This window comes from Shewanella amazonensis SB2B (assembly GCF_000015245.1).
In the GTDB taxonomy this organism is placed as follows: Bacteria; Pseudomonadota; Gammaproteobacteria; order Enterobacterales; family Shewanellaceae; genus Shewanella; species Shewanella amazonensis.
Genome location: NC_008700.1, coordinates 1,865,101 through 1,887,289, shown reverse-complemented (window position 1 = coordinate 1,887,289; position 22,189 = coordinate 1,865,101). Strand labels below are relative to the sequence as shown.

At 51.8% G+C, this 22,189-nt stretch carries 16 protein-coding genes, 2 tRNA genes and 3 rRNA genes; 7 read left to right on the top strand and 14 right to left on the bottom strand.

Going from position 1 to position 22,189, the window contains the following annotated elements:
• Positions 1-101: 101 nt before the first annotated feature.
• Together SAMA_RS08075 and SAMA_RS08070 are read right to left on the bottom strand one after the other, a co-directional pair.
• Positions 102-1,436: a sigma-54-dependent transcriptional regulator gene (locus SAMA_RS08075; RefSeq protein ID WP_011759664.1), complete on the bottom strand. Its 1,335-nt coding sequence runs from the start codon at positions 1,434-1,436 to the stop codon at positions 102-104.
• Positions 1,436-2,965, bottom strand: a complete 1,530-nt coding sequence (locus tag SAMA_RS08070) for a sensor histidine kinase (RefSeq protein ID WP_011759663.1) — start codon at positions 2,963-2,965, stop codon at positions 1,436-1,438. The genes SAMA_RS08075 and SAMA_RS08070 overlap by 1 nt, the downstream gene beginning before the upstream one ends.
• Positions 2,966-3,399: 434 nt before the next feature.
• Between SAMA_RS08070 and SAMA_RS08065 the strand changes: the two genes are divergently transcribed.
• Both SAMA_RS08065 and SAMA_RS08060 read left to right on the top strand, forming a co-directional pair.
• Positions 3,400-4,098: a hypothetical protein gene (locus tag SAMA_RS08065; protein ID WP_041409732.1), complete on the top strand. Its 699-nt coding sequence runs from the start codon at positions 3,400-3,402 to the stop codon at positions 4,096-4,098.
• A gap of 112 nt (positions 4,099-4,210) precedes the next feature.
• On the top strand, positions 4,211-4,552 hold the full coding sequence (locus SAMA_RS08060) for a hypothetical protein (protein WP_011759661.1): 342 nt from the start codon (positions 4,211-4,213) through the stop codon (positions 4,550-4,552).
• Between the two features lie 163 nt (positions 4,553-4,715).
• Here the strand turns inward: SAMA_RS08060 and SAMA_RS08055 are convergent, their stop codons facing one another.
• The 3 genes from SAMA_RS08055 to SAMA_RS08045 are packed head-to-tail and all read right to left on the bottom strand — an operon-like array spanning position 4,716 to position 7,743.
• The gene (locus tag SAMA_RS08055; RefSeq protein WP_011759660.1) at positions 4,716-6,215 is read right to left on the bottom strand and encodes a PhnE/PtxC family ABC transporter permease; all 1,500 of its coding nucleotides are present in this window, start codon (positions 6,213-6,215) and stop codon (positions 4,716-4,718) included.
• A complete protein-coding gene (locus tag SAMA_RS08050; RefSeq protein ID WP_011759659.1) occupies positions 6,209-6,886 on the bottom strand; it encodes an ATP-binding cassette domain-containing protein in 678 nt (225 codons plus the stop codon). Before SAMA_RS08050 ends, SAMA_RS08055 begins: the two co-directional genes overlap by 7 nt.
• A 2-nt stretch (positions 6,887-6,888) precedes the next feature.
• The gene (locus SAMA_RS08045; RefSeq protein ID WP_011759658.1) at positions 6,889-7,743 is read right to left on the bottom strand and encodes a putative selenate ABC transporter substrate-binding protein; all 855 of its coding nucleotides are present in this window, start codon (positions 7,741-7,743) and stop codon (positions 6,889-6,891) included.
• 174 nt (positions 7,744-7,917) lie between these two features.
• Between SAMA_RS08045 and SAMA_RS08040 the strand changes: the two genes are divergently transcribed.
• A complete protein-coding gene (locus SAMA_RS08040) occupies positions 7,918-8,592 on the top strand; it encodes a response regulator (protein WP_011759657.1) in 675 nt (224 codons plus the stop codon).
• Positions 8,593-8,594: 2 nt separating this feature from the next.
• The gene (locus SAMA_RS08035; RefSeq protein ID WP_041410262.1) at positions 8,595-9,944 is read left to right on the top strand and encodes an ATP-binding protein; all 1,350 of its coding nucleotides are present in this window, start codon (positions 8,595-8,597) and stop codon (positions 9,942-9,944) included.
• 26 nt (positions 9,945-9,970) lie between these two features.
• Here the strand turns inward: SAMA_RS08035 and SAMA_RS08030 are convergent, their stop codons facing one another.
• Positions 9,971-10,663 (bottom strand): 2OG-Fe(II) oxygenase, encoded by a 693-nt coding sequence (locus tag SAMA_RS08030; RefSeq protein WP_011759655.1) that lies wholly within the window; start codon positions 10,661-10,663, stop codon positions 9,971-9,973.
• Between the two features lie 112 nt (positions 10,664-10,775).
• On the opposite strand from SAMA_RS08030, the gene SAMA_RS08025 reads away from it, so the two are divergent.
• On the top strand, positions 10,776-12,032 hold the full coding sequence (locus SAMA_RS08025) for an HD-GYP domain-containing protein (protein ID WP_011759654.1): 1,257 nt from the start codon (positions 10,776-10,778) through the stop codon (positions 12,030-12,032).
• 121 nt (positions 12,033-12,153) lie between these two features.
• Entirely contained in the window at positions 12,154-12,459 is a 306-nt protein-coding gene (locus tag SAMA_RS08020; protein WP_011759653.1) for a DUF3135 domain-containing protein, read from the top strand.
• A 3-nt stretch (positions 12,460-12,462) separates the two neighbouring features.
• Here SAMA_RS08020 and corA read toward each other — a convergent pair whose 3' ends face one another.
• From corA to gmhB, 8 genes are all read right to left on the bottom strand, one after another.
• A complete protein-coding gene (gene corA / locus SAMA_RS08015) occupies positions 12,463-13,410 on the bottom strand; it encodes a magnesium/cobalt transporter CorA (protein ID WP_011759652.1) in 948 nt (315 codons plus the stop codon).
• A 104-nt stretch (positions 13,411-13,514) separates the two neighbouring features.
• On the bottom strand, positions 13,515-13,868 hold the full coding sequence (locus tag SAMA_RS08010; protein WP_011759651.1) for a hypothetical protein: 354 nt from the start codon (positions 13,866-13,868) through the stop codon (positions 13,515-13,517).
• Positions 13,869-14,387: 519 nt separating this feature from the next.
• Positions 14,388-14,503 (bottom strand): 5S ribosomal RNA (gene rrf / locus SAMA_RS08005).
• Positions 14,504-14,693: 190 nt separating this feature from the next.
• Positions 14,694-17,587, bottom strand: a 23S ribosomal RNA gene (locus SAMA_RS08000).
• 276 nt (positions 17,588-17,863) lie between these two features.
• A tRNA-Ala gene (locus SAMA_RS07995) sits at positions 17,864-17,939 on the bottom strand.
• Between the two features lie 120 nt (positions 17,940-18,059).
• Positions 18,060-18,136: transfer RNA gene (locus tag SAMA_RS07990), tRNA-Ile, on the bottom strand.
• A gap of 69 nt (positions 18,137-18,205) precedes the next feature.
• Positions 18,206-19,750: ribosomal RNA gene (locus tag SAMA_RS07985) — 16S ribosomal RNA — on the bottom strand.
• Together the 16S, 23S and 5S rRNA genes with 2 tRNA genes alongside form the textbook arrangement of a ribosomal RNA operon.
• A gap of 387 nt (positions 19,751-20,137) precedes the next feature.
• Entirely contained in the window at positions 20,138-20,692 is a 555-nt protein-coding gene (gene gmhB / locus SAMA_RS07980) for a D-glycero-beta-D-manno-heptose 1,7-bisphosphate 7-phosphatase (RefSeq protein WP_011759650.1), read from the bottom strand.
• Between the two features lie 164 nt (positions 20,693-20,856).
• On the opposite strand from gmhB, the gene SAMA_RS07975 reads away from it, so the two are divergent.
• Positions 20,857-22,182, top strand: a complete 1,326-nt coding sequence (locus SAMA_RS07975; protein WP_011759649.1) for an aminopeptidase P N-terminal domain-containing protein — start codon at positions 20,857-20,859, stop codon at positions 22,180-22,182.
• The last annotated feature ends 7 nt before the right edge of the window (positions 22,183-22,189 follow it).

Here is a 22,189-nt window from a genome sequence, read left to right as displayed (position 1 = left end):
TTCGTTTTCCGATGCCAGGATTCATAGTTCCCGAACCGAAACGTATCTTTGAGAAGCGAGCCGGGTGTAAGCTAACCCGTCTCGCGCATTCTCATCAGACACTACACCAGGCGGTGCTTTTCCAGGCGGTACAAAAAGGCTTTATAGCTCATGCCCAGCCATTTAGCGGCCTTGGTGCGGTTACCATCGAAGCGGGCCATAGCCTGAGACAAACAGCGGGCCTCAAAGGCCTCCCACTCGATACCTTCATCGGGCAGCTGCAGCCCCGGTTCTTTGGACGCATGCTCGCTTACCTGCATTAATTCCGCTTCATCGCCAAGCAGCACAAAGCGCTCGATACGATTGGACAGTTCACGCACATTCCCCGGCCAGCGGTAGTCCAGTAAAAACCGCAAGGCAGTGGGGCTGATTTTAGGTTGGTCAAATCCGTACTGACTGGCATGGAGTTTCAGGAAATGCTCCACCAGACGGCCTATGTCCTCACGGCGCTCCCGAAGCGGCGGCATCAGCACAGGCACCACGTTCAAACGATAAAATAAATCTTCCCGAAAACGGGCCTCGGCGACTTCGAGACGCAAGTCCCTGTGGGTGGCGGCAATGACCCTCACATCCAGCTGCAACTCTTTTTGGGCGCCCACGCGGGTGATGGTACCTTCCTGCAAAAATCGCAGCAGCTTGGTTTGCTGAAGCAAAGGCAGCTCACCGATTTCATCTAAAAATACTGTGCCGCCATGGGCCGCCTCCAGCTTGCCAAGCTTCAGCGCGGTGGCGCCGGTAAAGGCGCCCTTCTCGGCACCAAACAGCTCGGCTTCAGCGATGTTTTCGGGGATGGCACCACAGTTAATAGCAATAAACGGCATGTGCGCGCGGCGGGACAGTTGATGCAACGCCCGGGCAGCCAGCTCCTTGCCGGTACCACTCTCGCCGCCAATAAGCACAGTGGCATCCGTGCCGCTGATGCGACTTATACGGTCAAACACCCCTTGCATACAGGGCGCCTTCCCCACCAGCCCCACCAGGGATTGCTGCTCTGACAATGCCAGACTCAGCGCCTTGTTTTCTTTCCTGAGCGCTTGTGAGCGCGCCACCTTGGAGATGGCAAGCAGCAGCGCCTGGCGCTGATAGGGCTTGGTGAGATAATCATCCGCCCCGGCCTGAATGGCATCCACGGCATGGGTGATGGTGCCGTAAGCGGTGGCCATGATAAAGCCGACGTCGGGAAACTCGCGTTTAACGTAGTTGAGTAAATCCATACCGCTGAGCTGCCCCAGCTTCCAGTCTGAAAACACCAGATCCGGGGTATCCGCCTTGATGGATACGATGGCCGCCTCGACACAATCAGCCTCACGCAGTCGATAGCCTTCGGTCTTGAGCATACCCACGATGAGCTCACGCTGGCCGGGCTCATCCTCTACCACCAAAATACTGAGCGCCATCAAGCCTCCTGCTGTTTAAAATGCACCACAACCCGGCTGCCGCCTTCATCGAGGCGCACAAAGTGCAGGCTGCCGCCATAATGGCTCGCCAAGAGCCTACTGGCAATGTAAAGCCCCATTCCCGTGCCCTCGGGTTTGGTGGTGACATGGGGCTGGCCGAGCCGTTCAATCAAGCGCTCATCCATACCGACACCCTTGTCTGTTACTGTGACGAGCAACTCCCCCTGCGCTGCTTTCATATCAATGCCAAGCCAAGGTGTATCGCTGTCAGCCTGGGCTTCTACTGCATTAATGATAACCGCATGCAGGATACTGCGGATTTCCGACTCCATACCAGGCAACCAGTGTTCCAGGTCAAACCCGGTTAAATGGAGTTGCGGCTTGAGTCCTGCCACCGAGAGTTCCAGCAGGATGTCCTGCACCACTGCATTGACCGGAATGGGACGGCTGCGGTCCACTTCGTTGGATGACAGGGTCAGCAAGGATTGTATGTGCTTGTCCATCATCGCAATTTTTTGCTGTATTTGCCCAAGCTGCACGGCTCTTGCCGCCGCATCGTCAGTGTGACTCTGGTTTTCGGCAAGCAGCCCCAGGGTATGCAGCGGATTACGCAGACTGTGGGCGATACCGCGGGTGATTTCGCCAAGCTCCACCAGGTGCTGCTGACTGGCCATTTGCTGTTCACGGGCACTGAGCTGCGCCAGTTTTTCACTCATGGCATTAAAGCCTTCGAGCATGGTTTTGATTTCATCCACCCCCCTTGGGGTCACCCGGTAACCGAGCTGTCCCTCGCCCAATTTACGATGACCCGCAGCGAGCTCGCTCAGTGGGCCGCTGACACGACGACTCAGCCAATACACAAACACCAGCCCAAAGAAACTGCTGGTGAGGATAAGGGCAAACATCCATTCCCGGAAACGTGTCAGCGCCTCGGACACATTACTTTGATTGAACTCGATATTTTTGCGCTCTACCCGGCCGCCGTCCAGCTGACGTATGATGGTGACCTTGCCACTATTTTGCACTGCCGGGCGAATTTCTATGGTGCTCAGAGACTTGTGCAGTGCCTGCTGATATTCCTTGGCGAGGCTTTCACGGGTGCGGGCCAGTTTCTCAAGCTCGCGACTCAATGATGCCAGTATTTGCTGGCGATGCTGCTCGGCCACCTCATTTTTTTCCTGCTCTGCCATCATGGCCTCAACCTCGGCCATGGCCCGTTCGAGCTCATGCTGGTGCATTTCAATGAGCTGCGCCTCAGAAGGCACGTGTCGGCGAATGTCCTCAATGGTCAGTGCAAGCTCAGCCTCTTCCGGAATCGCGGCCACTTCAGGCGCTTTGGTAACAAATCGCAGGTTTTCATCCAGATCCTCAACGACTATGTCCACCAACTGACGGGACAGCGCCACCGAGTCCTCACTCAAGTCAGACTCCAGTTGCCGTTTCAGGGCCTCACCAATCAGTAGCTGGCTCAGTCCAAGCAGCAATATCAGGCCACCAAACAGTAGAAATAAATAATGTCGAATCGACATTGACTAACCCCCGGGCAAATACGCCCCCTATAACGAGTTGAAAACGGGTATCGGATTTATCAAGCACAACCAATTCAACAATTCAAATTCGATGCCAGCTTTACTGAGCTCTATCGGTGACCTGAGACGAAATATTTTTCTATATAAATCATGAAATAAGTTAATACAGCGAGCCGGTTACGTCCAGCTATCGGCTCCGGGCAGATGGCATTTCCCGATATGGGTAAACCCAGCTCCCCATATCGGGGAATTGACTGGGGGACGAACACACAAAGTTCGAATAAAACCAATGATTTTACGAGGTTTATTCAGATTGGCATGACTCTCGCCTTAATCAGGGAACAATGGGTCAGAACTGGATCAGAAACCTCACAGGCAGCCGGCTCCAGCCCCATACACAACCTCGTCTTGATAGCATCATAAGGAAATTTGCAATGAACAAACCTGCCCTTCGCCCCCTGAGCCTGCTCACTGCGTTCACAGTAGCCCTGTGTTTTACTGCCATGGCGGCACCGAGCAGTATTCCCGACGAACCGGAAACGGCCACACCAGCCAAGGCGTCTGAGGTAATGCACCACAGAATCGAAATCAAAAAGTCCCATCCTGATCAGGTTTTTGTCAGTGTCATGAAAGACGGCGAGGAAACCAGCTTTACCCTCAAGGGCGATGAGCTCAAGGATGAAGCCCTGATAGACAACAAGCTTGCCTCGCTCGATGACGATACCCGGGCCGACATCATCAAAACGCTGAAGTCGCTGAACGATGGCAAGATCCGGGTGATAGACAATGAAGGGCGTGAGCGACTTAAGACACTCACCTTGGCCCTCAAAAGCCGCGAGCATGAAATGACAGCACGCAGCCATGCACTCACAGAAATGGGTGACGATATCGCCAAAATGGGGGAAGAAATTGAGGCGCTTGTCATGTCCAGCGTGCAGCAGATTGAGCTTGATGGCGATGGCCACCGTACCATAGTGCTGCATCAGGCCGCCGGAGATGAGAACACCGTGGAGCTACGCCATTTCTCTGTGGACGAAGGCGCAATACGCTTCAAGATGCTGAAAGATTTGCTGGGGGATGCCAATCTCAGTCAAGCCCAAAAAGATGAGCTTAAGGCGCTGCTCGCAAACTAGCGGCAAACTTGCAACAGCTTAAATCATGGATATGTGATGCAGCTTAAAGACGCCTTACAGGGATGGGGTTAAGCTTGCGTCACACTCCATACTGATTTGTAAAGGTGATCCCATGTGGTGGCGTATCATACTGATTGTAATGGCCTGTTTATTAACCGGCGCCCACTTTTTACGTTACGGAAATCATCTGGCTGCGGCCGCTTTTGCCCTGGCACCGCTACTGTGCTTTGGTCGGGTGATGGCTTTGAGAGCTTTGCAACTGCTGTTGGCAGCGGCACTGGTGTTGGTGTGGGGCGTTGCAACCTTTGATTATGTCAGCCTGCGTTTGGCGGCAGATGCCCCCTGGCTGCGCCTTCTTGCGATCATGTCGGCGGTGATCCTGTTTGTTGGCGTTGCTGTGTGGAGCGTTGAAGGGCTGATTGCTAAAAAACGACAGCGCACCTTGTACCGTTAGTCACTTAAAGGGGACTTATCGTCAGGCTCTATCCGTTCAAGGAGGGAGAAAGTTTGACCTGTCGGTTAACGTGTCAATTCGGTAACGGGAGTGACGATTTTTCCTGACGTGTCATTCCCCTCCCCTAATCCCTTAATCCTGTTTCAGTTTCCCTTTACCAGCCTCAGCATCGCTCAGTTTTATGGCGCCCCTGTCCCAGAGCCCGGCGGGCAGCGGCGTCCACCAACACATTCACCATGGCTGTTATTCCCATCAGCACCATGGCTCCGGCAAAACGAATTTCAGAAAAGTTACTGTCAATATAAAAACCAAGTGTTGCCACACCCAACATGCCGAGAATGGCCGTTTCCCGCAGGATCACTTCAAATCGATAAAACAGCAGCGCCATCATCCCCGGATAAATGGCAGGCAATACCCGATAACCAAAACCATCGAGCCCGCCCTTATCTTCGTCGCGCGGCGGCATGCGGTTGGCGCTTCTCGCGGTCAAAAATAAAATCAGCCCCGCATTGTGCAGCGCCAAAGCCAACATCGCGGGCAACATCGACGGGCCAAGCAGCAGCATAAACACAAAGGCCAGGATGTATTCCGGTATAGAACGCATCAACAGCAGCGACAGCGTGCTGGCGCCAGACACCAGTCGGCCGGATAAGGGCTTATAAGCCAGGGGCAATAAAAAACACACCAGCAAATGCGTTAGCCCCAGCGCCCCCAAAGCAAGTACAAGCGTTGCCATAATACCCGGCAATGCCTGAGACAGGATTAATCCTTGAAGCCAGCCCAGGGTATCGACCAGGGCTGCCCCTAACCCCAAATCACCGAGTTGCCACTGTCTAAGACCGTGGGGCCAGATATCCTCGCTGATAAAACGCCATATAAGACTGCCATCAAGCCCTGCGACCGGTGGCAGAAAATATACCGCTGCCAGCATATAAAACGGGAGCAGCCAACGCTTGCACCAGTAAGGCAGGGTCCCAATCAGGAAGATAAACAACAGCAAAAGCGCGGCGCCTTCCGAATAATTCCCCTGTTTAAAAGCACTCTCCAAATGAAAGCCAAGGGTTGGCATGCCCACAAATCCGAGCACCGCACTGCTTCTTAACGCGCATTCAAATCGATAACGGGTATAGGCAAGCAGCTCCGGTAATACATGGGCAATCTTGCCATAGAGCCACTGGCTCAGGGGATCAGTTCCACCAGGCAAGGAATCGGCAGTGTCTTTGGGCGCCCTACAGAGAATATCGTGAAAAACCCGGGCAAACGTGGTGCCGTAGGGCAGCGCCAATGCCAACACTCCCGTAACCGGCGATAAGCCAAACAGTTGCAAAAACAGCAATGCCCAGAAAATCTCGTGAATGGCGCGGATAAAAGCGCAACCTGCGGCAACAAGTGGCTGATGGTACACCAGCGACAATGGCACGCCGATAACCAGACCAAGACTTATCCCAAGCAGCGTAAAGCTCACCGTTTGCCATAGCGCATCAATTAAATGCTCGGTGGCAAAAAAGTCCGGCGTTATAAAACCTGCAAACATACGCCCCAGTTCATTCCAGGGCTCAAGGGCAATCACTTCGGTATCTGCCAGCCAAAAGGCGCAAAAACACAGTAACCATAACCCCAGGGTCAACCGCTGCCAACGGCCGATAAACGCCAGGTTCAGCATTGTGCCTCTTCATCCTTCATCGCATCACCATAAAAAGCATCAAGGTCGGCCAGGGTCAACGTCGAAGCAGGTGCATCCAACACCAGTTGGCCATTTTTCAGCCCAAGAATGCGGTCAAAATGAGTCAATGCCTGATGACGATTGTGCAGCACCATCACAACAGTGTCGTGACTGCCGAGGATGTGCCGGATGATCCTGTCAGCCATGGCGGGGTCGAGGGCCGATACAGGCTCATCACCCAAAAATATTGGCTGGCGCTGATAGAGGGCGCGACCAATGGCTACCCGCTGGCGCTGCCCGCCCGACAGGCGGTTCACCAGCGTCGATGGCGGTATATCCAATTCAAGGGCATGGCAAAGTGCGCTCACCTCAGCCAAAGGTGTCTTGAACGGCCACACTAAATTGGCAAGGTTATACAGCCCACTATGGCGTGCCAGAGCACCCATGTAGATGTTGTGATAAAGGCTCAGGCTATCCACCAATCCCTGGGACTGGGCACACAGGGTTGCCCTGTCTTTCAGCTGCCGATACATGTGCATAAGCAGAGTGGATTTACCAGCACCGGAGGCACCGATAAGGGCAACCTTTTGCCCGGAATGTAAAACGACCGAGAGGTCTTTAATGACCTCCCGGCCGCCGTAGTCCAGCGAAAGCCGGTCAAGAACCAGCATGATCAGTCAATCAGGCCAATGGCTTTGGCGACGTCTTCCACCGGCTGGAAGTCTTCATTGTCAGCTGGGACGAATGACTGGCGGGGGAAGGAGGCCAGAAGATCGGGGTCTTTCATCTCCAGCAGCGCCTGGGTTACCCTGGCTTTAAAACCGTCGCCAAAACGTTTGTTCAGGTCGCCACGCACTGTCCACTGATAGTCTGGGTAAACCGGGCTTTCCCAAATCACCTTCACCTTGCTGGTGTCCACCTTGCCGGCTTCTACCATGGAATCCCACACCTTATAGTTGACTGCGCCCACCTGGTATACACCAGCCTCAACCTGTGACACCGTACGGCTGTGATCGCCCGAGAAGCCAACACGTTTGAACAGGTCTTTCGGACGTTTGCCCAAATTACGCTCAAGGAAGAACTGCGGCATCAAACGGCCAGAGGTGGAGTCTTTGGAACCGAAGGTAAAGGTGTAGCCACCAATGGCCGGAAAGTTTTCGCTGCGCTCAAGGCCTGTGCTGTGGTGGGCAATAAAATAGCTCTTGAAGAACTGATCTTCAAAGCCCTGTGCGATAGCCTCAGAGCCCGGCACCAAACGACGGGCCTGCACACCGGACAAACCACCAAACCAGGCCAATTGGACCTGATTGTTACGAAACGCTGTGACCGCTGCGGAGTAGGATTTTACCGGCACATATTTGACCTCAACACCGAGCTTGGTTTCGAGATAATCCGCAACCTTTTCAAATCGGGTACGCAGCTGGCTTTCATCCTCGTCAGGGATGGCTGTAAAGGTAAAGGTTTCAGCCATAGCGGCAGGAGCAAGTACAACCAGCAGCGGCGCTAAATATTTTCTCAGGAGTTTCATATTCTGTATCTGGGCAGTCAAAGTGCGCAGATTGTAACGTATCTGCAGGCACAGACAAAACAGTTGCGATTACCGGTCAGCGTTGATTAAGAATATTCGTCATAGAATCGGGTAAAATTTTTACAGTCAATTCGTTAGCGCGTACACTGACCCAAATTTCTTCGGGAGTTATTCATGAGAATTCTGGTTGTCGAAGACGATCCTTTATTGTCACATCACCTCAAAGTTCAATTGAGTGAACTGGGCAATCAGGTCCAGGTTGCCAACACCGCACAGGAAGGCTTTTATCAGGCCACCAATTACCCGATTGACGTTGCCATCGTGGATCTGGGCTTACCGGATCAGGACGGCATAGAACTTATCACTCGTTTGCGAGACGCCGAACTCAAGGCGCCTATCCTTATTCTGACCGCGCGGGTGAACTGGCAGGACAAGGTCGAAGGACTCAATGCCGGCGCCGATGATTACCTGGTCAAACCTTTCCAGAAAGAAGAGCTGGTTGCCCGTTTGGATGCCTTGGTGCGCCGCAGTGCGGGCTTTGTGAAACCCCGGATCACGTCAGGATCGCTGGAACTGGATCTGGCCGCCAAACAGGTTACGCTCGACTCAGAAGTACTTGAAATCACAGCATTTGAATATCTTATTTTGGAATACCTGATGCGACACAGCCATGAAGTGGTAGCCAAACAAAGACTGCTGGATGTGATTTATGGCGATAAAGAGGGTGATCCGAACACCATCGAAGTCATGGTCAGTCGGCTGCGTAAAAAACTGACCCGGGATGGTATGGATAACCCCATAGTGACCATTCGCGGCCAGGGTTATAAATTCAACCTGCCCTGTAGCTGATGATGCGCTTTAAGTTAAAACCCAAACGTCGCCTGCTGACGAGGATGTATTTGACATCCCTGTCAATTATTACCTTGGTGGGTTTTGGCTTGGCATGGATGGTGAACATTCTGCATGCCCAAAACTCTTATAACGAAGAAACTGCACAGCTGATTGCGGAAATCCCCCAGGTTGCAGCAGAACTTCGTGAGCATGATCTCATCCCTGATACCAGCGCCTGGCTTGAAGAAAACCGCAAAGGCGAGCGCTATGTAATGGCAAGCTGTGATGACAGATTCAAGCAGGTGTGGACTTCGGCCATGGCAGTAGACAGAGGCCTGTTTGATACCTGCGAGCGTTTTGCCGACATAAAGAACGACTCCCCGCCCTATTACCTGACCCTATCTGACACTCGTGGCTACTACATCTACATGCTGTCGGTGGAAATCGCCAAAGTTCATTACAATCTGCTGGTGATGAAGGACGCCGAAAAACTGGAGCAGGAATACGATAAGTTCAGCCGTCGCACCTATTTCCGCCTCGCCCTGGTGCTGGTCCTGGCTCTGATCCTGCTTGTCAGTGCGGCCTACTGGGGGATGCGCCCTCTGGTGCGAATGCGCGAAGAGCTCAAGTCCATTGCCGATGGCAAGGCGAAATCACTGTCTGATGGTTATCCGGTAGAGCTCGAAGGGGTAACTCAGGCACTGAACCAATTGCTGCAGCAATCTTCTGCCCAGCAGGAGCGTTACCAGAATGCGATGAACGACCTGGCGCACAGCCTGAAAACCCGTCTCGCCGCGGTGCATGCCATATTGGATGACAAGGCATTGCATCAACAGGAGGTGAGCGAGAAAGTGATGGAACAAGTGAGCCAGATGGATCATCTGGTGAAGTATCAATTAAAACGGGCCATGCTGGGACGTAAAGGCCTGAAACAGGAACAGACTCAGCTGCTGCCATTGGTCAATCAGCTGTCGCAAATGCTGTTCAAAATCTATCGTGACAAAGACGTCCAGTTTTCGACGCGGATCCTGCCGTTATTGCAATTCCCGGGAGACAAAGGGGATCTGATGGAGCTCTGTGGCAACCTGATGGAGAACGCATTCAGGCTCTGTATTTCGACTGTACGCGTGAGCGCTGAAATCAACGACAAAGGCGAATTTGAACTCAGGGTTGAAGATGACGGCCCGGGCGTCGCAGAAAGCCTCAGGCAAAAAATCCTTGAGCGGGGAGTACGGGCCGATACCCATAGCCCGGGCCAGGGTATCGGTCTTGCGGTATGCCACGAGATTGTCCAAAGCTACAATGGCACCCTGACGATTGAAGAGTCCAACCTTGAGGGCGCCATGTTCAGGATCCGTATCCCACTGTAAAGACGTGGATCTGAGTTCTGAGCTTTTTATCCCACGACGTAGAGCTGCTCAGCACGGTTGAACATAACCCATGAGGTGGCGATATATTTATCGCCACTGACAGGGACATTGCCTCTGTGGGTGTGAGTGAATCCGGCTGGCGCAATCACCATGGTGCCTTTCTGAGGCTTGAGCTTGCGCCCCTGATAGAAAAACTCGGTCTCCCCGCCCTCTTCCACATCATTCAGATAAAACATGTAAAGGACGACCCTGTGCAATGCTTCATTATGCCCGGCCTGGGGGAATTGCTCCGAGTGCCAATGGGGATAGCCACCTTTCCCTTTTGGATATTTTTGCACATTGATGGTGCCGCTGCGGTAAAGGTACTTCACCAGCGCATCCGCTCTTGGGTGCCCAAGCTCAGCGTAATTGTCTGGATTGAGCGTAACAGGCTGACCCTGATTGTCTGCGACTTTGACCGCCACAGCCCCCATCAATGCCATGGAATACTTATCAAAATATTCGACCGTGCCCTTAAGGGCATGACTTAACAGTTCATTTCGAAGCGGAATAAGGTCAGCAAAGGAGTCGAGGGTCAAATCCCGGCTTAACTTTTTCTCAATATCCACACCATTGCCCGTACGACCATCCACCACGCCGGGATGTTGTTCCAATGTGGAGATTAATCGGTCACACAGTTCGTCGGGAATCGCATTGGGGTAGACTTCAATAAAATCCATGTCACACTCAGAGTAATTTCTTGTGGTTTGCTATGCTGACACGCCAGTTAAGTAATTGTAAAGTATTACCATTGGGCTAGACTAACCCCACCCGGACTCCCACAGACCCACTATGAGTAAAAGTTGTAAGGTTCACGTCAACCAACTTCAGGTTGGAAATTTTGTTCGCCTGCCTGTTGCGTGGAAGGATCATCCTTTTTTATTCAACAGTTTCCGTGTAAAACAAGAAGCGCAAATTCAACTTATCCGCAGCCTCGGCATAGAGCACGTCTTTGTTGATTTGGATCGCAGCGACGTGATGCCGCTGCAGGAGCAACCAGTCTCAATGTCTGCGCCGGCAAAGGATCTGGCTCCACTTATTGACGAACTGGACAAAAAAAAGCAGGAACAGATTGAACAGCTGAAAAAGATGCGCCGGGAGCTTGGCAAAACCGAGCAGGAATTTGACCGTTCCCTCGCAAAAATGCGCAACCTAATCAATAAGCTCAGAAGCCGTCCACTGAATGCCATTCAGGAAGCCGAAGAGCTGATTCAGGACATCACCCGTCAACTACTCGCCAATGAAAACCTGGTGTTACACCTGATGGGCGATGCCAAAAAAGACGACGGCATTTATTATCACTCTCTCAACGTGGCAGTGCTTTGCATGTTATTGGCCAAGGAGCTTGGCTGGGACAGAGCGGATATTGAGGCCATAGGGATGGGAGCACTGTTTCATGATGTGGGTAAACTTAAGGTGCCAGCGCAAATCCTGAAAAAACAGGTAGGTTTGACCGCTCCTGAAATCAACTTTATCAAACAGCATCCTAACTTCGGTGTGGAGTTTGTGAAATTAACCGATACCTTTCCTGAGGCCGCGCTCCCCGTTATTACCAATCATCACGAGTTTCTTGATGGCAGTGGTTATCCCAAGGGGCTTAACGCTAAGGACCTTTGCCCACTGTCACAACTGGTTGCTGTGGTTAACGAATACGATACCCTGTGCCATCCCGATAATATCAGCAAGGCAAAAACCCCTTATGCGGCACTGGGTTATTTATTTAAAAACTACAAGGGCAAACTTAACAGCGAGTTTGTTGGCCAGCTTATTCGTATGCTTGGGATTTACCCTCCAGGCTCTGTAGTGGAATTAACCAGTGGCCAGTTTGGTATGGTGATGGCGGTAAACATCAGTAAGCTGCTGTTTCCTCGTATCATGGTTTATGATGCGTTGGTGCCCAAAGATCAGGCCCCCATTATCGATTTGGAAGCCGAAGGGCTAAGCATAGTACGCTGCCTGCCACCGGCTGCCCTGCCCGAAAAAATCTTTAACTATTTAAATCCAAGGGAGCGCGTGACCTACTTCTTTGGCCAGGAAAGTAAAAGCTGATTGGCTTATAACCTGCGAGAGCCAAGGCTTTCGCATTTATACGCAAGTTGTCTTGCCCCTGCCCGCCCCTTTGTCTAGTGTGAAAGTGTATTCCTTTACCGCAAACGCGAAAGGGGGCACCATGACACCCTTACCCGATTTCGATACCTTAAGATGGATGGCGGACAACGAGCCGCAGGCCCTCGACGAGTTACGGGATAAACTCAACCGGGAAGTCATAGACGGCTCTGAAACAAACAAAGCACAGCTAGAATGCCTTATTTACGACCTTGAACGGCAACTCTCCCGCTGCACCAATCCCTACCACAGATGTGTCATCGCCACGGGCATGATGCGAAATAAACTTCACACCCTGCACTGTGTCATCAATGAACCGGACTTTCTTGAACGCTCCTGCGCCGAGATAATTCCCCTGTTCAAGGCCTGAGACCTACAACCAACGCTTGCGTTTAAAAAAGAAATAGGTACCGGCGGCACTGGCCAGCATCATGGCAATGGCCATCGGGTAACCGTATTGCCACTCGAGCTCTGGCATGGTGGTAAAGTTCATGCCATAGCTGGATGCTATGAGGGTTGGAGGCAGAAACACCACAGCGGCAACCGAGAAGATCTTGATGATTTTGTTTTGCTGCAAACTGGTAAAACCCATGGCCGCATCCAGCAAAAAGTTCAACTTATCGAAGATAAATTGGCTGTGGGGCATCAAAGACTCGATATCCGACAGCATCTCCCGCAAGTCTTTCATGTCCTCGTCTGAGAGTTGTCCCCGGTAATAGCGCTGCATGTACCTAAGTGATCGCTGGGTATCGAGCAAACTCAGGCGGATTTTACCGTTGGCATCTTCCTGTATGGTGATGAGTTTAAAGACATCATCCAACTCCTGGCTCTCAAATACCTCCTCCCCCACGTTTTCGAGCACTGTGTAAACGTCTTCAATCAAGTCGGAGAGGTAATCCACCTTGAGATTGAAAAGCTCGATAAACAACTCCTGAGGAGTGGACACCTCAAGCCGGCCAAGACGCAGATAGTTTCGAAGCAGACGGATAAGCCCCACGTCTTCTTCACGTATGGTCAGCAGGAATTTAGTCCGTAAGTTGAAGGATACGTTCACAGCGCGAACGTCCTGCCCAACCCGCTGCGGGAACAGAGAGTTGATATGCAAACCATCGCTGTTTTGGTAGAAACGGGCGGACGCTTCGATTTCGTTAATGTCTTCTTCGTCGGGTAATTCTTCGACCGAGAATCTGGCGAGCCACTCACGCTCATCATCTTCCGGCTTGTAGAGATCCAGCCACAGCGTCGATGGGGGAAGGCTGTCCTCAATGCCAAGTTCAAGAACAGTCAATTGACGATTTTCATAAACATAAGCAGTGATCATCGAGCCTTCCTTACCCGTTCACACGGGGAGTAACGTTAAACCGCGGCTAGTTTACCTGATAACCTTCGAATGAAAAGTATTATGGACAGCTTTAAGGCATTGATTCAGTTCTGGTCGGAGCTGGAGATCATTATCCGCTCCTGTGATGACAGCCTGATTTTAAGGCCATCCAGGGTTTCAAGTTCTGACTGACCCAGGTTGCGCTTGCGGACCTTAAAGATACGTTCTTCATTCCGCTCAGGCGAAATGATAGTGACAGACAGCACGCGATTGCCATCATACCAGCGCCAACCGAGCCACACAGAGCTTAAAAGGACTGTCGTAAACAGAATGCCAAGGGCGAGATAGCGGACCAACAAACCATTGGCACTGACCGAGGGCATGACTGGCTTACGCTTATGAAACTTGATGTAAGCCGCAACGATAACGGCCAGAGTCAGCAGTATTTTCAGCAACATGGCAAATTCCTCTCGACTATGTCCATAGTCTACCTCAAGCATTCAATCAGTTCTGTTAAGAAACTCTGATAAAGTTTGGGCGAAATCAAAATTCAGCCAGTGACAGAGAAATACGCAAAAAGCGAAAAGGCCACCCACATGGGTGGCCTTCTCGACTCGGTTTGATTTCACTTTTCAAAGTGGACACTCAAAATAAGCGCGTGGCAATCACATACTCTTATTTGGGGGCAAAAGGCGTTTAATTATCAAGCGTAGCCTGACAAACAGCTCTAACGCAAAGCCGCTGTCTGCGAGCTGGGGGCCCCGCTTAGCGGCAGCCAATCGCCATGGATGGCGGAAATGTCGATATAGAAAAAGCATTTATCAACTGACATCGGGCGCAAGCATGCAATGCCTGCGTTCAATTGAAAAGTCACTTGAGATGAGCAATGTCCGACTCGGGCTCTGCAGGGAGTGGAAATCTAGTCTCCAAACGCAAAAAAGCCACCTTATTCAGGTGGCTTTTTTACTTAAATAGGCGCTTGGCAATGACCTACTCTCACATGGGGAGACCCCACACTACCATCGGCGCTGCTCCGTTTCACTACTGAGTTCGGAATGGGATCAGGTGGGACCAGAGCGCTATTGTCACCAAGCAAAATTTTGTCCGGAACAAAATTTCACGCACTTTAGTGCGCCCGTTAGGGTCAAGTACATGGATGTACTTGATACAATTCTGAACCAGATAATTTAGAAAGCTGATGCTCTATCGAGCTTGAGTTATCACTTCAATCAAGTCTGGTCTCTTCAAGACTATCTACACCATCTGAAACCCATCTGGGTTGTATGGTTAAGCCGCACGAGTCATTAGTACAGGTTAGCTCAACGCCTCACAACGCTTACACACCCTGCCTATCAACGTCCTGGTCTCGGACGGCTCTTCAGTGGACTCAAGGTCCAAGGGAAGACTCATCTTGGGGCTCGCTTCCCGCTTAGATGCTTTCAGCGGTTATCGATTCCGAACGTAGCTACCGGGCAATGCCATTGGCATGACAACCCGAACACCAGCGGTTCGTTCACTCCGGTCCTCTCGTACTAGGAGCAACCCCCCTCAATCTTCCAACGCCCACGGCAGATAGGGACCGAACTGTCTCACGACGTTCTGAACCCAGCTCGCGTACCACTTTAAATGGCGAACAGCCATACCCTTGGGACCGACTTCAGCCCCAGGATGTGATGAGCCGACATCGAGGTGCCAAACACCGCCGTCGATATGAACTCTTGGGCGGTATCAGCCTGTTATCCCCGGAGTACCTTTTATCCGTTGAGCGATGGCCCTTCCATGCAGAACCACCGGATCACTATGACCTACTTTCGTACCTGCTCGACGTGTCTGTCTCGCAGTTAAGCTGGCTTGTGCCATTACACTAACCACACGATGTCCGACCGTGTTTAGCCAACCTTCGTGCTCCTCCGTTACTCTTTGGGAGGAGACCGCCCCAGTCAAACTACCCACCAGGCACTGTCCCTAGTCCAGATTCATGGACCGAGGTTAGAACATCAACACTACAAGGGTGGTATTTCAAGGTTGACTCCACGAGAACTGGCGTTCCCGCTTCAAAGTCTCCCACCTATCCTACACATGTAGGGTCAATGTTCAGTGCCAAGCTATAGTAAAGGTTCACGGGGTCTTTCCGTCTAGCCGCGGGTATACGGCATCTTCACCGCAATTTCAACTTCACTGAGTCTCGGCTGGAGACAGCGTGGCCATCATTACGCCATTCGTGCAGGTCGGAACTTACCCGACAAGGAATTTCGCTACCTTAGGACCGTTATAGTTACGGCCGCCGTTTACCGGGGCTTCGATCATGAGCTTCTCTTGCGATAACCCAATCAATTAACCTTCCGGCACCGGGCAGGCGTCACACCGTATACTTCCTCTTGCGAGTTTGCACAGTGCTGTGTTTTTGATAAACAGTTGCAGCCACCTGGTATCTGCGACTGCCGTCAGCTCAGGGAGCAAGTCCCGTCACCAACAGCAGCGTACCTTCTCCCGAAGTTACGGTACCATTTTGCCTAGTTCCTTCAGCCGAGTTCTCTCAAGCGCCTTGGTATTCTCTACCCGACCACCTGTGTCGGTTTGGGGTACGATTCCTGCTAACCTGAAGCTTAGAAGATTTTCCTGGAAGCATGGCATCAACCACTTCGTCACCGTAGTGACTCGTCATCAGCTCTCGGTATATGTGTGCCCGGATTTGCCTAAGCACACTACCTACCACCTTAAACACGGACAACCAACGCCGTGCTGGCCTAGCCTTCTCCGTCTCTCCATCGCAGTTAGCAGAAGTACGGGAATATTAACCCGTTTCCCATCGACTACGCCTTTCGGCCTCGCCTTAGGGGTCGACTCACCCTGCCCCGATTAACGTTGGACAGGAACCCTTGGTCTTTCGGCGAGGGGGTTTTTCACCCCCTTTATCGTTACTCATGTCAGCATTCGCACTTCTGATACCTCCAGTGTGGGTTACCCCTTCACCTTCAACGGCTTACAGAACGCTCCTCTACCGCGTACACGTTATCGTGCACACCCGTAGCTTCGGTGAATTGCTTAGCCCCGTTACATCTTCCGCGCAGGCCGACTCGACTAGTGAGCTATTACGCTTTCTTTAAATGATGGCTGCTTCTAAGCCAACATCCTAGCTGTCTAAGCCTTCCCACATCGTTTCCCACTTAGCAATTACTTTGGGACCTTAGCTGACGGTCTGGGTTGTTTCCCTTTTGACGACGGACGTTAGCACCCGCCGTCTGTCTCCCGGATAGCACTCTTTGGTATTCGGAGTTTGCAAAGGGTTGGTAAGTCGGGATGACCCCCTAGCCTTAACAGTGCTCTACCCCCAAAGGTGTTCGTCCGAGGCGCTACCTAAATAGCTTTCGAGGAGAACCAGATATCTCCCGGTTTGATTGGCCTTTCACCCCCAGCCACAAGTCATCCGCTAATTTTTCAACATTAGTCGGTTCGGTCCTCCAGTTGATGTTACTCAACCTTCAACCTGCCCATGGCTAGATCACCGGGTTTCGGGTCTACGCCTTGCAACTAAACGCGCAGTTAACACTCGGTTTCCCTACGGCTCCGCTATTCGCTTAACCTCGCTACAAAACGTAAGTCGCTGACCCATTATACAAAAGGTACGCAGTCACGGTCTCAAGAACCGCTCCCACTGCTTGTACGTATACGGTTTCAGGTTCTATTTCACTCCCCTCACAGGGGTTCTTTTCGCCTTTCCCTCACGGTACTGGTTCACTATCGGTCAGTCAGGAGTATTTAGCCTTGGAGGATGGTCCCCCCATATTCAGACAACATATCACGTGTGCCGCCTTACTCGATTTCATCTTTGGTTAGTTGTCGTGTACGGGACTATCACCCTGTACCGTTGGACTTTCCAGACCATTCCACTAACACCCCGAAGACTTAAGGGCTAATCCCCGTTCGCTCGCCGCTACTGAGGGAATCTCGGTTGATTTCTTTTCCTGAGGGTACTTAGATGTTTCAGTTCCCCTCGTTCGCCTCACTAAGCTATGTATTCACTTAGTGATGACACCTTATGGTGCCGGGTTTCCCCATTCGGACATCGCTGGCTATAACGGTTGTTACTACCTCACCAACGCTTTTCGCAAGTTACTACGTCCTTCATCGCCTCTGACTGCCAAGGCATCCACCGTATACGCTTAGTCGCTTAACCATACAACCCGGATGAGTTTCCTCACCGCGCTGTATTGCAACCAGCTGGTTTTCGATAGTTCATTTTACTGAACTCGCCTTGAAGAATTTCCAAAACACTTGATTGAAGTGTTTGAGAACTCAATTTTTGTATTCACCAAATCCGAAGACTTGGTTTCTACTATCAGCTTTCCAAATTGTTAAAGAGCGGGCTTAAAAAAGCCAAAGATAAATTCATCACTTATCTTTGGCGTCTCTATTCCTTGGGACTCACGTCCTGAGACTCACATATTCACAGTGGTGGAGCTATGCGGGATCGAACCGCAGACCTCCTGCGTGCAAAGCAGGCGCTCTCCCAGCTGAGCTATAGCCCCGTTTCTGCAATATGCAGTCTGACACAAACACGATGTGATAAATCTCATTCAGGCGAGGCGGGAACGGAGGAAGTTTACTTTCGTAAACGACGACGTTTCCAACAACGCATTAATGAGATTTGGTGGGTCTGAGTAGACTCGAACTACCGACCTTACGCTTATCAGGCGTACGCTCTAACCACCTGAGCTACAGACCCATCGCATTTGTCTCTTTCGTCTATCAAGTAATCTGTGTGAACACTCAGCAGGATAATGTGTCGCTTAGGTAAGGAGGTGATCCAGCCCCAGGTTCCCCTAGGGCTACCTTGTTACGACTTCACCCCAGTCATGAACCACACCGTGGTAAACGCCCTCCCGAAGGTTAAGCTATCTACTTCTGGTGCAGCCCACTCCCATGGTGTGACGGGCGGTGTGTACAAGGCCCGGGAACGTATTCACCGTGGCATTCTGATCCACGATTACTAGCGATTCCGACTTCATGGAGTCGAGTTGCAGACTCCAATCCGGACTACGACGAGCTTTATGAGATTAGCTCCACCTCGCGGCTTCGCAACCCTCTGTACTCGCCATTGTAGCACGTGTGTAGCCCTACTCGTAAGGGCCATGATGACTTGACGTCGTCCCCACCTTCCTCCGGTTTATCACCGGCAGTCTCCCTAAAGTTCCCGGCACTACCCGCTGGCAAATAAGGATAAGGGTTGCGCTCGTTGCGGGACTTAACCCAACATTTCACAACACGAGCTGACGACAGCCATGCAGCACCTGTCTCAGAGTTCCCGAAGGCACTAAGCTATCTCTAGCGAATTCTCTGGATGTCAAGAGTAGGTAAGGTTCTTCGCGTTGCATCGAATTAAACCACATGCTCCACCGCTTGTGCGGGCCCCCGTCAATTCATTTGAGTTTTAACCTTGCGGCCGTACTCCCCAGGCGGTCTACTTAATGCGTTAGCTTGAGAGCCCAGTGTTCAAGACACCAAACTCCGAGTAGACATCGTTTACGGCGTGGACTACCAGGGTATCTAATCCTGTTTGCTCCCCACGCTTTCGTGCCTGAGCGTCAGTCTTTGTCCAGGGGGCCGCCTTCGCCACCGGTATTCCTCCAGATCTCTACGCATTTCACCGCTACACCTGGAATTCTACCCCCCTCTACAAGACTCTAGTCTGCCAGTTCGAAATGCAGTTCCCAGGTTGAGCCCGGGGCTTTCACATCTCGCTTAACAGACCGCCTGCGCACGCTTTACGCCCAGTAATTCCGATTAACGCTTGCACCCTCCGTATTACCGCGGCTGCTGGCACGGAGTTAGCCGGTGCTTCTTCTGTGGGTAACGTCACAGCTATAGGGTATTAACCTACAACCTTTCCTCCCCACTGAAAGTGCTTTACAACCCGAAGGCCTTCTTCACACACGCGGCATGGCTGGATCAGGGTTTCCCCCATTGTCCAATATTCCCCACTGCTGCCTCCCGTAGGAGTCTGGGCCGTGTCTCAGTCCCAGTGTGGCTGTCCATCCTCTCAGAACAGCTAGGGATCGTCGCCTAGGTGAGCCATTACCTCACCTACTAGCTAATCCCGCCTGGGTTCATCCAATCGCGGAAGGTCCGAAGAGCCCCTCCTTTCCCCCGTAGGGCGTATGCGGTATTAGCAGTCGTTTCCAACTGTTATCCCCCTCGATTGGGCAGATCCCCAGGTATTACTCACCCGTCCGCCGCTCGCCGGCAAAGATAGCAAGCTATCTTCCCGCTGCCGCTCGACTTGCATGTGTTAGGCCTGCCGCCAGCGTTCAATCTGAGCCATGATCAAACTCTTCAATTAAAGTTTTGGTCTCAATGAATTTCTGCTGTCATGCTCTGCATGAAAACTCCTTCATTGATAAAATCGTTTTGTCGACTTCATCAACCTGCGAGTATCCACACAGATTACTTGATAAATTTTTAAAGAGCTGACCGTATCTGGCGTTTACCGCCGGTCGATGGAGGCGCATTATAGGGGCTTGGTGAGCGAGCGCAAGCCCTTTTATTGAATCAATGCATCAAGTGGATATATTTTAGCCACGCGTGCAGTTCTTGCCACTTTATTAACCTCTTTGACACTGCACAGGCAGTCTCAAAAGGCATGGGGTATAACCGCGGGGCTATGTCGATGGTGACTCAGCCCTATTCAGGCTTCTGCGTCCGAGCAAGGGCGATTCACCATCGACTGTTACTTGAGTGCTTTCAGGTAGGCCGGTACGTCAGCGATACTGTCCAATACGATTGTTGCCAACGTTTCGCCTTCGCAGTCGACCCGCTTACCGCTTCTCACCAGGATTTTAGTCGGGATACCTGCAGCTTCAGCCGCACGCATATCATCAGCCTTATCACCCACCATCACCGAATTGGCCAGATCCAGTTTCAGGAATTTGGCTGCTGACTCCAGCATGCCGGGCTTGGGTTTGCGGCAATCACAATCCTGCTTATATTCACCAATACCTTTTTCTGGATGGTGTGGGCAGTAATAGATGCCGTCGAGATCCACGCCTTTATCGGCAAAGTTCCAGTCCATCCATTCCGTCAGGCTGTGGAAATCGTCTTCTGTATACATGCCACGGGCAATGCCTGACTGATTGGTTACCACCACCAATTTAAAACCCATGTTTTTCAATGCGAGACAGGCTTCGAATACACCTTCGATGTATTCAAAGTCATCCACGGTATGAACATAACCATGGTCTTTATTGATGACACCATCCCTATCCAGAAACACTGCTCGTTTCACTTCTTTGACTCCGGTTTTGCAAGTGGCGCTATTATTTCATTCCTGCTTTTGAATTGCACCGCGAACTTGGCGACAGCACGCATGTTTTTCACTTGTTTTGGATATTGCATGCAAATATCCTGTTAACCATGCTCCCCCTATCAGCTCGCAAAGAATAGAAGAATATGGCCACCTCCACCGACATCACTCTGTATACAGCCCGTCGCAGTGCACTCCTGGACCGCTTACCACCAGCGAGCCTGATAGTGCTTGCCGGATACCAACAAAAAGTACGCAGCAAAAACATCAAGTACCATTTCCGTCAGGACAACGATTTTTTATATTTGACCGGGTTCGCAGAACCTGATGCCCTGGCCCTCATCTATCGAGAAGGTAATCGCGACTACCTAACGCTTTTTTGTCGCCCCCGCGACCAGGCCGCCGAAGTCAGTTTTGGTCAGCGAGCGGGCCCCGAAGGCGCCATTGCCAAATATGGCGCCGACTACGCGTTTGCAATCGATGAGTTTGAGCCAAGGTTGCTAGAGGCACTTAAAGGCAAGACCCAGGTTTTTGTCAGCGATGAGCTAAACCGCCTGCCAACTCTGTGGCAGCTCATTAATCGCGAAAGATTTCACACTCCGTTCGACGTTCCCAAGGCCTACCGGCAACTATCAGCCTTGGGCGCTGTGCTGCACCCGATGCGGGTAATTAAGTCTGAATCCGAAATTGCCCTTATCCGCCACGCAGTCAATGCCTCCATCTCGGGGCATAAGGCGCTGATGCGAACCACTACTCCCGGCATCCATGAAGGGCTGCTCGCGGCCACCTTTATGCTGGAAATAGCCAAACATGGCTGTGTCGATGTGGGCTACCCCAATATAGTTGCCAGTGGCAACAATGCCTGCTGTCTGCATTACGAAGACAACTGCTGCGAAATTAAGGCGGGGGAGCTGGTACTGGTCGATGCCGGCGCTGAGTATGACCATTACAGCGCCGACATTACCCGCACCTTTCCCGCGACTGGCCACTTCAGCGCTGCACAGCGACAGATCCACAACCTTGTATTGTCAGCGCTCGATGCCGCCATTGCCAGGGTACGCCCCGGCGCACGCTGGAATGAGATCTATCAGACCTGCATGGAAGTGATGGCAAGGGGTCTTATTGAGCTTGGCTTACTTGATGGCTCTTTTGACGACGTAATGGCAAGCGAACGCTACAAGCGTTTTACGGTACATAAAACCGGTCACTGGTTGGGAATGGACGTGCACGATGTTGGCCCCTATCAGGATGAAACCGGAGATTGGCGCATATTTGAACCCGGGATGGTGTTTACCATAGAGCCCGGCATCTATATCCCTGTTGATGCTCTGGATGTACCAAGCCAATATCGGGGGATGGGTGTACGAATTGAGGATGATATTCTGGTTACCCAGCAAGGCTGTGAGAATCTCTCTGCTGCCTGCCCACGCAGCAGCGATGAGATAGAAGCCTTCATGGCCGCCAATAGATAAATACTGC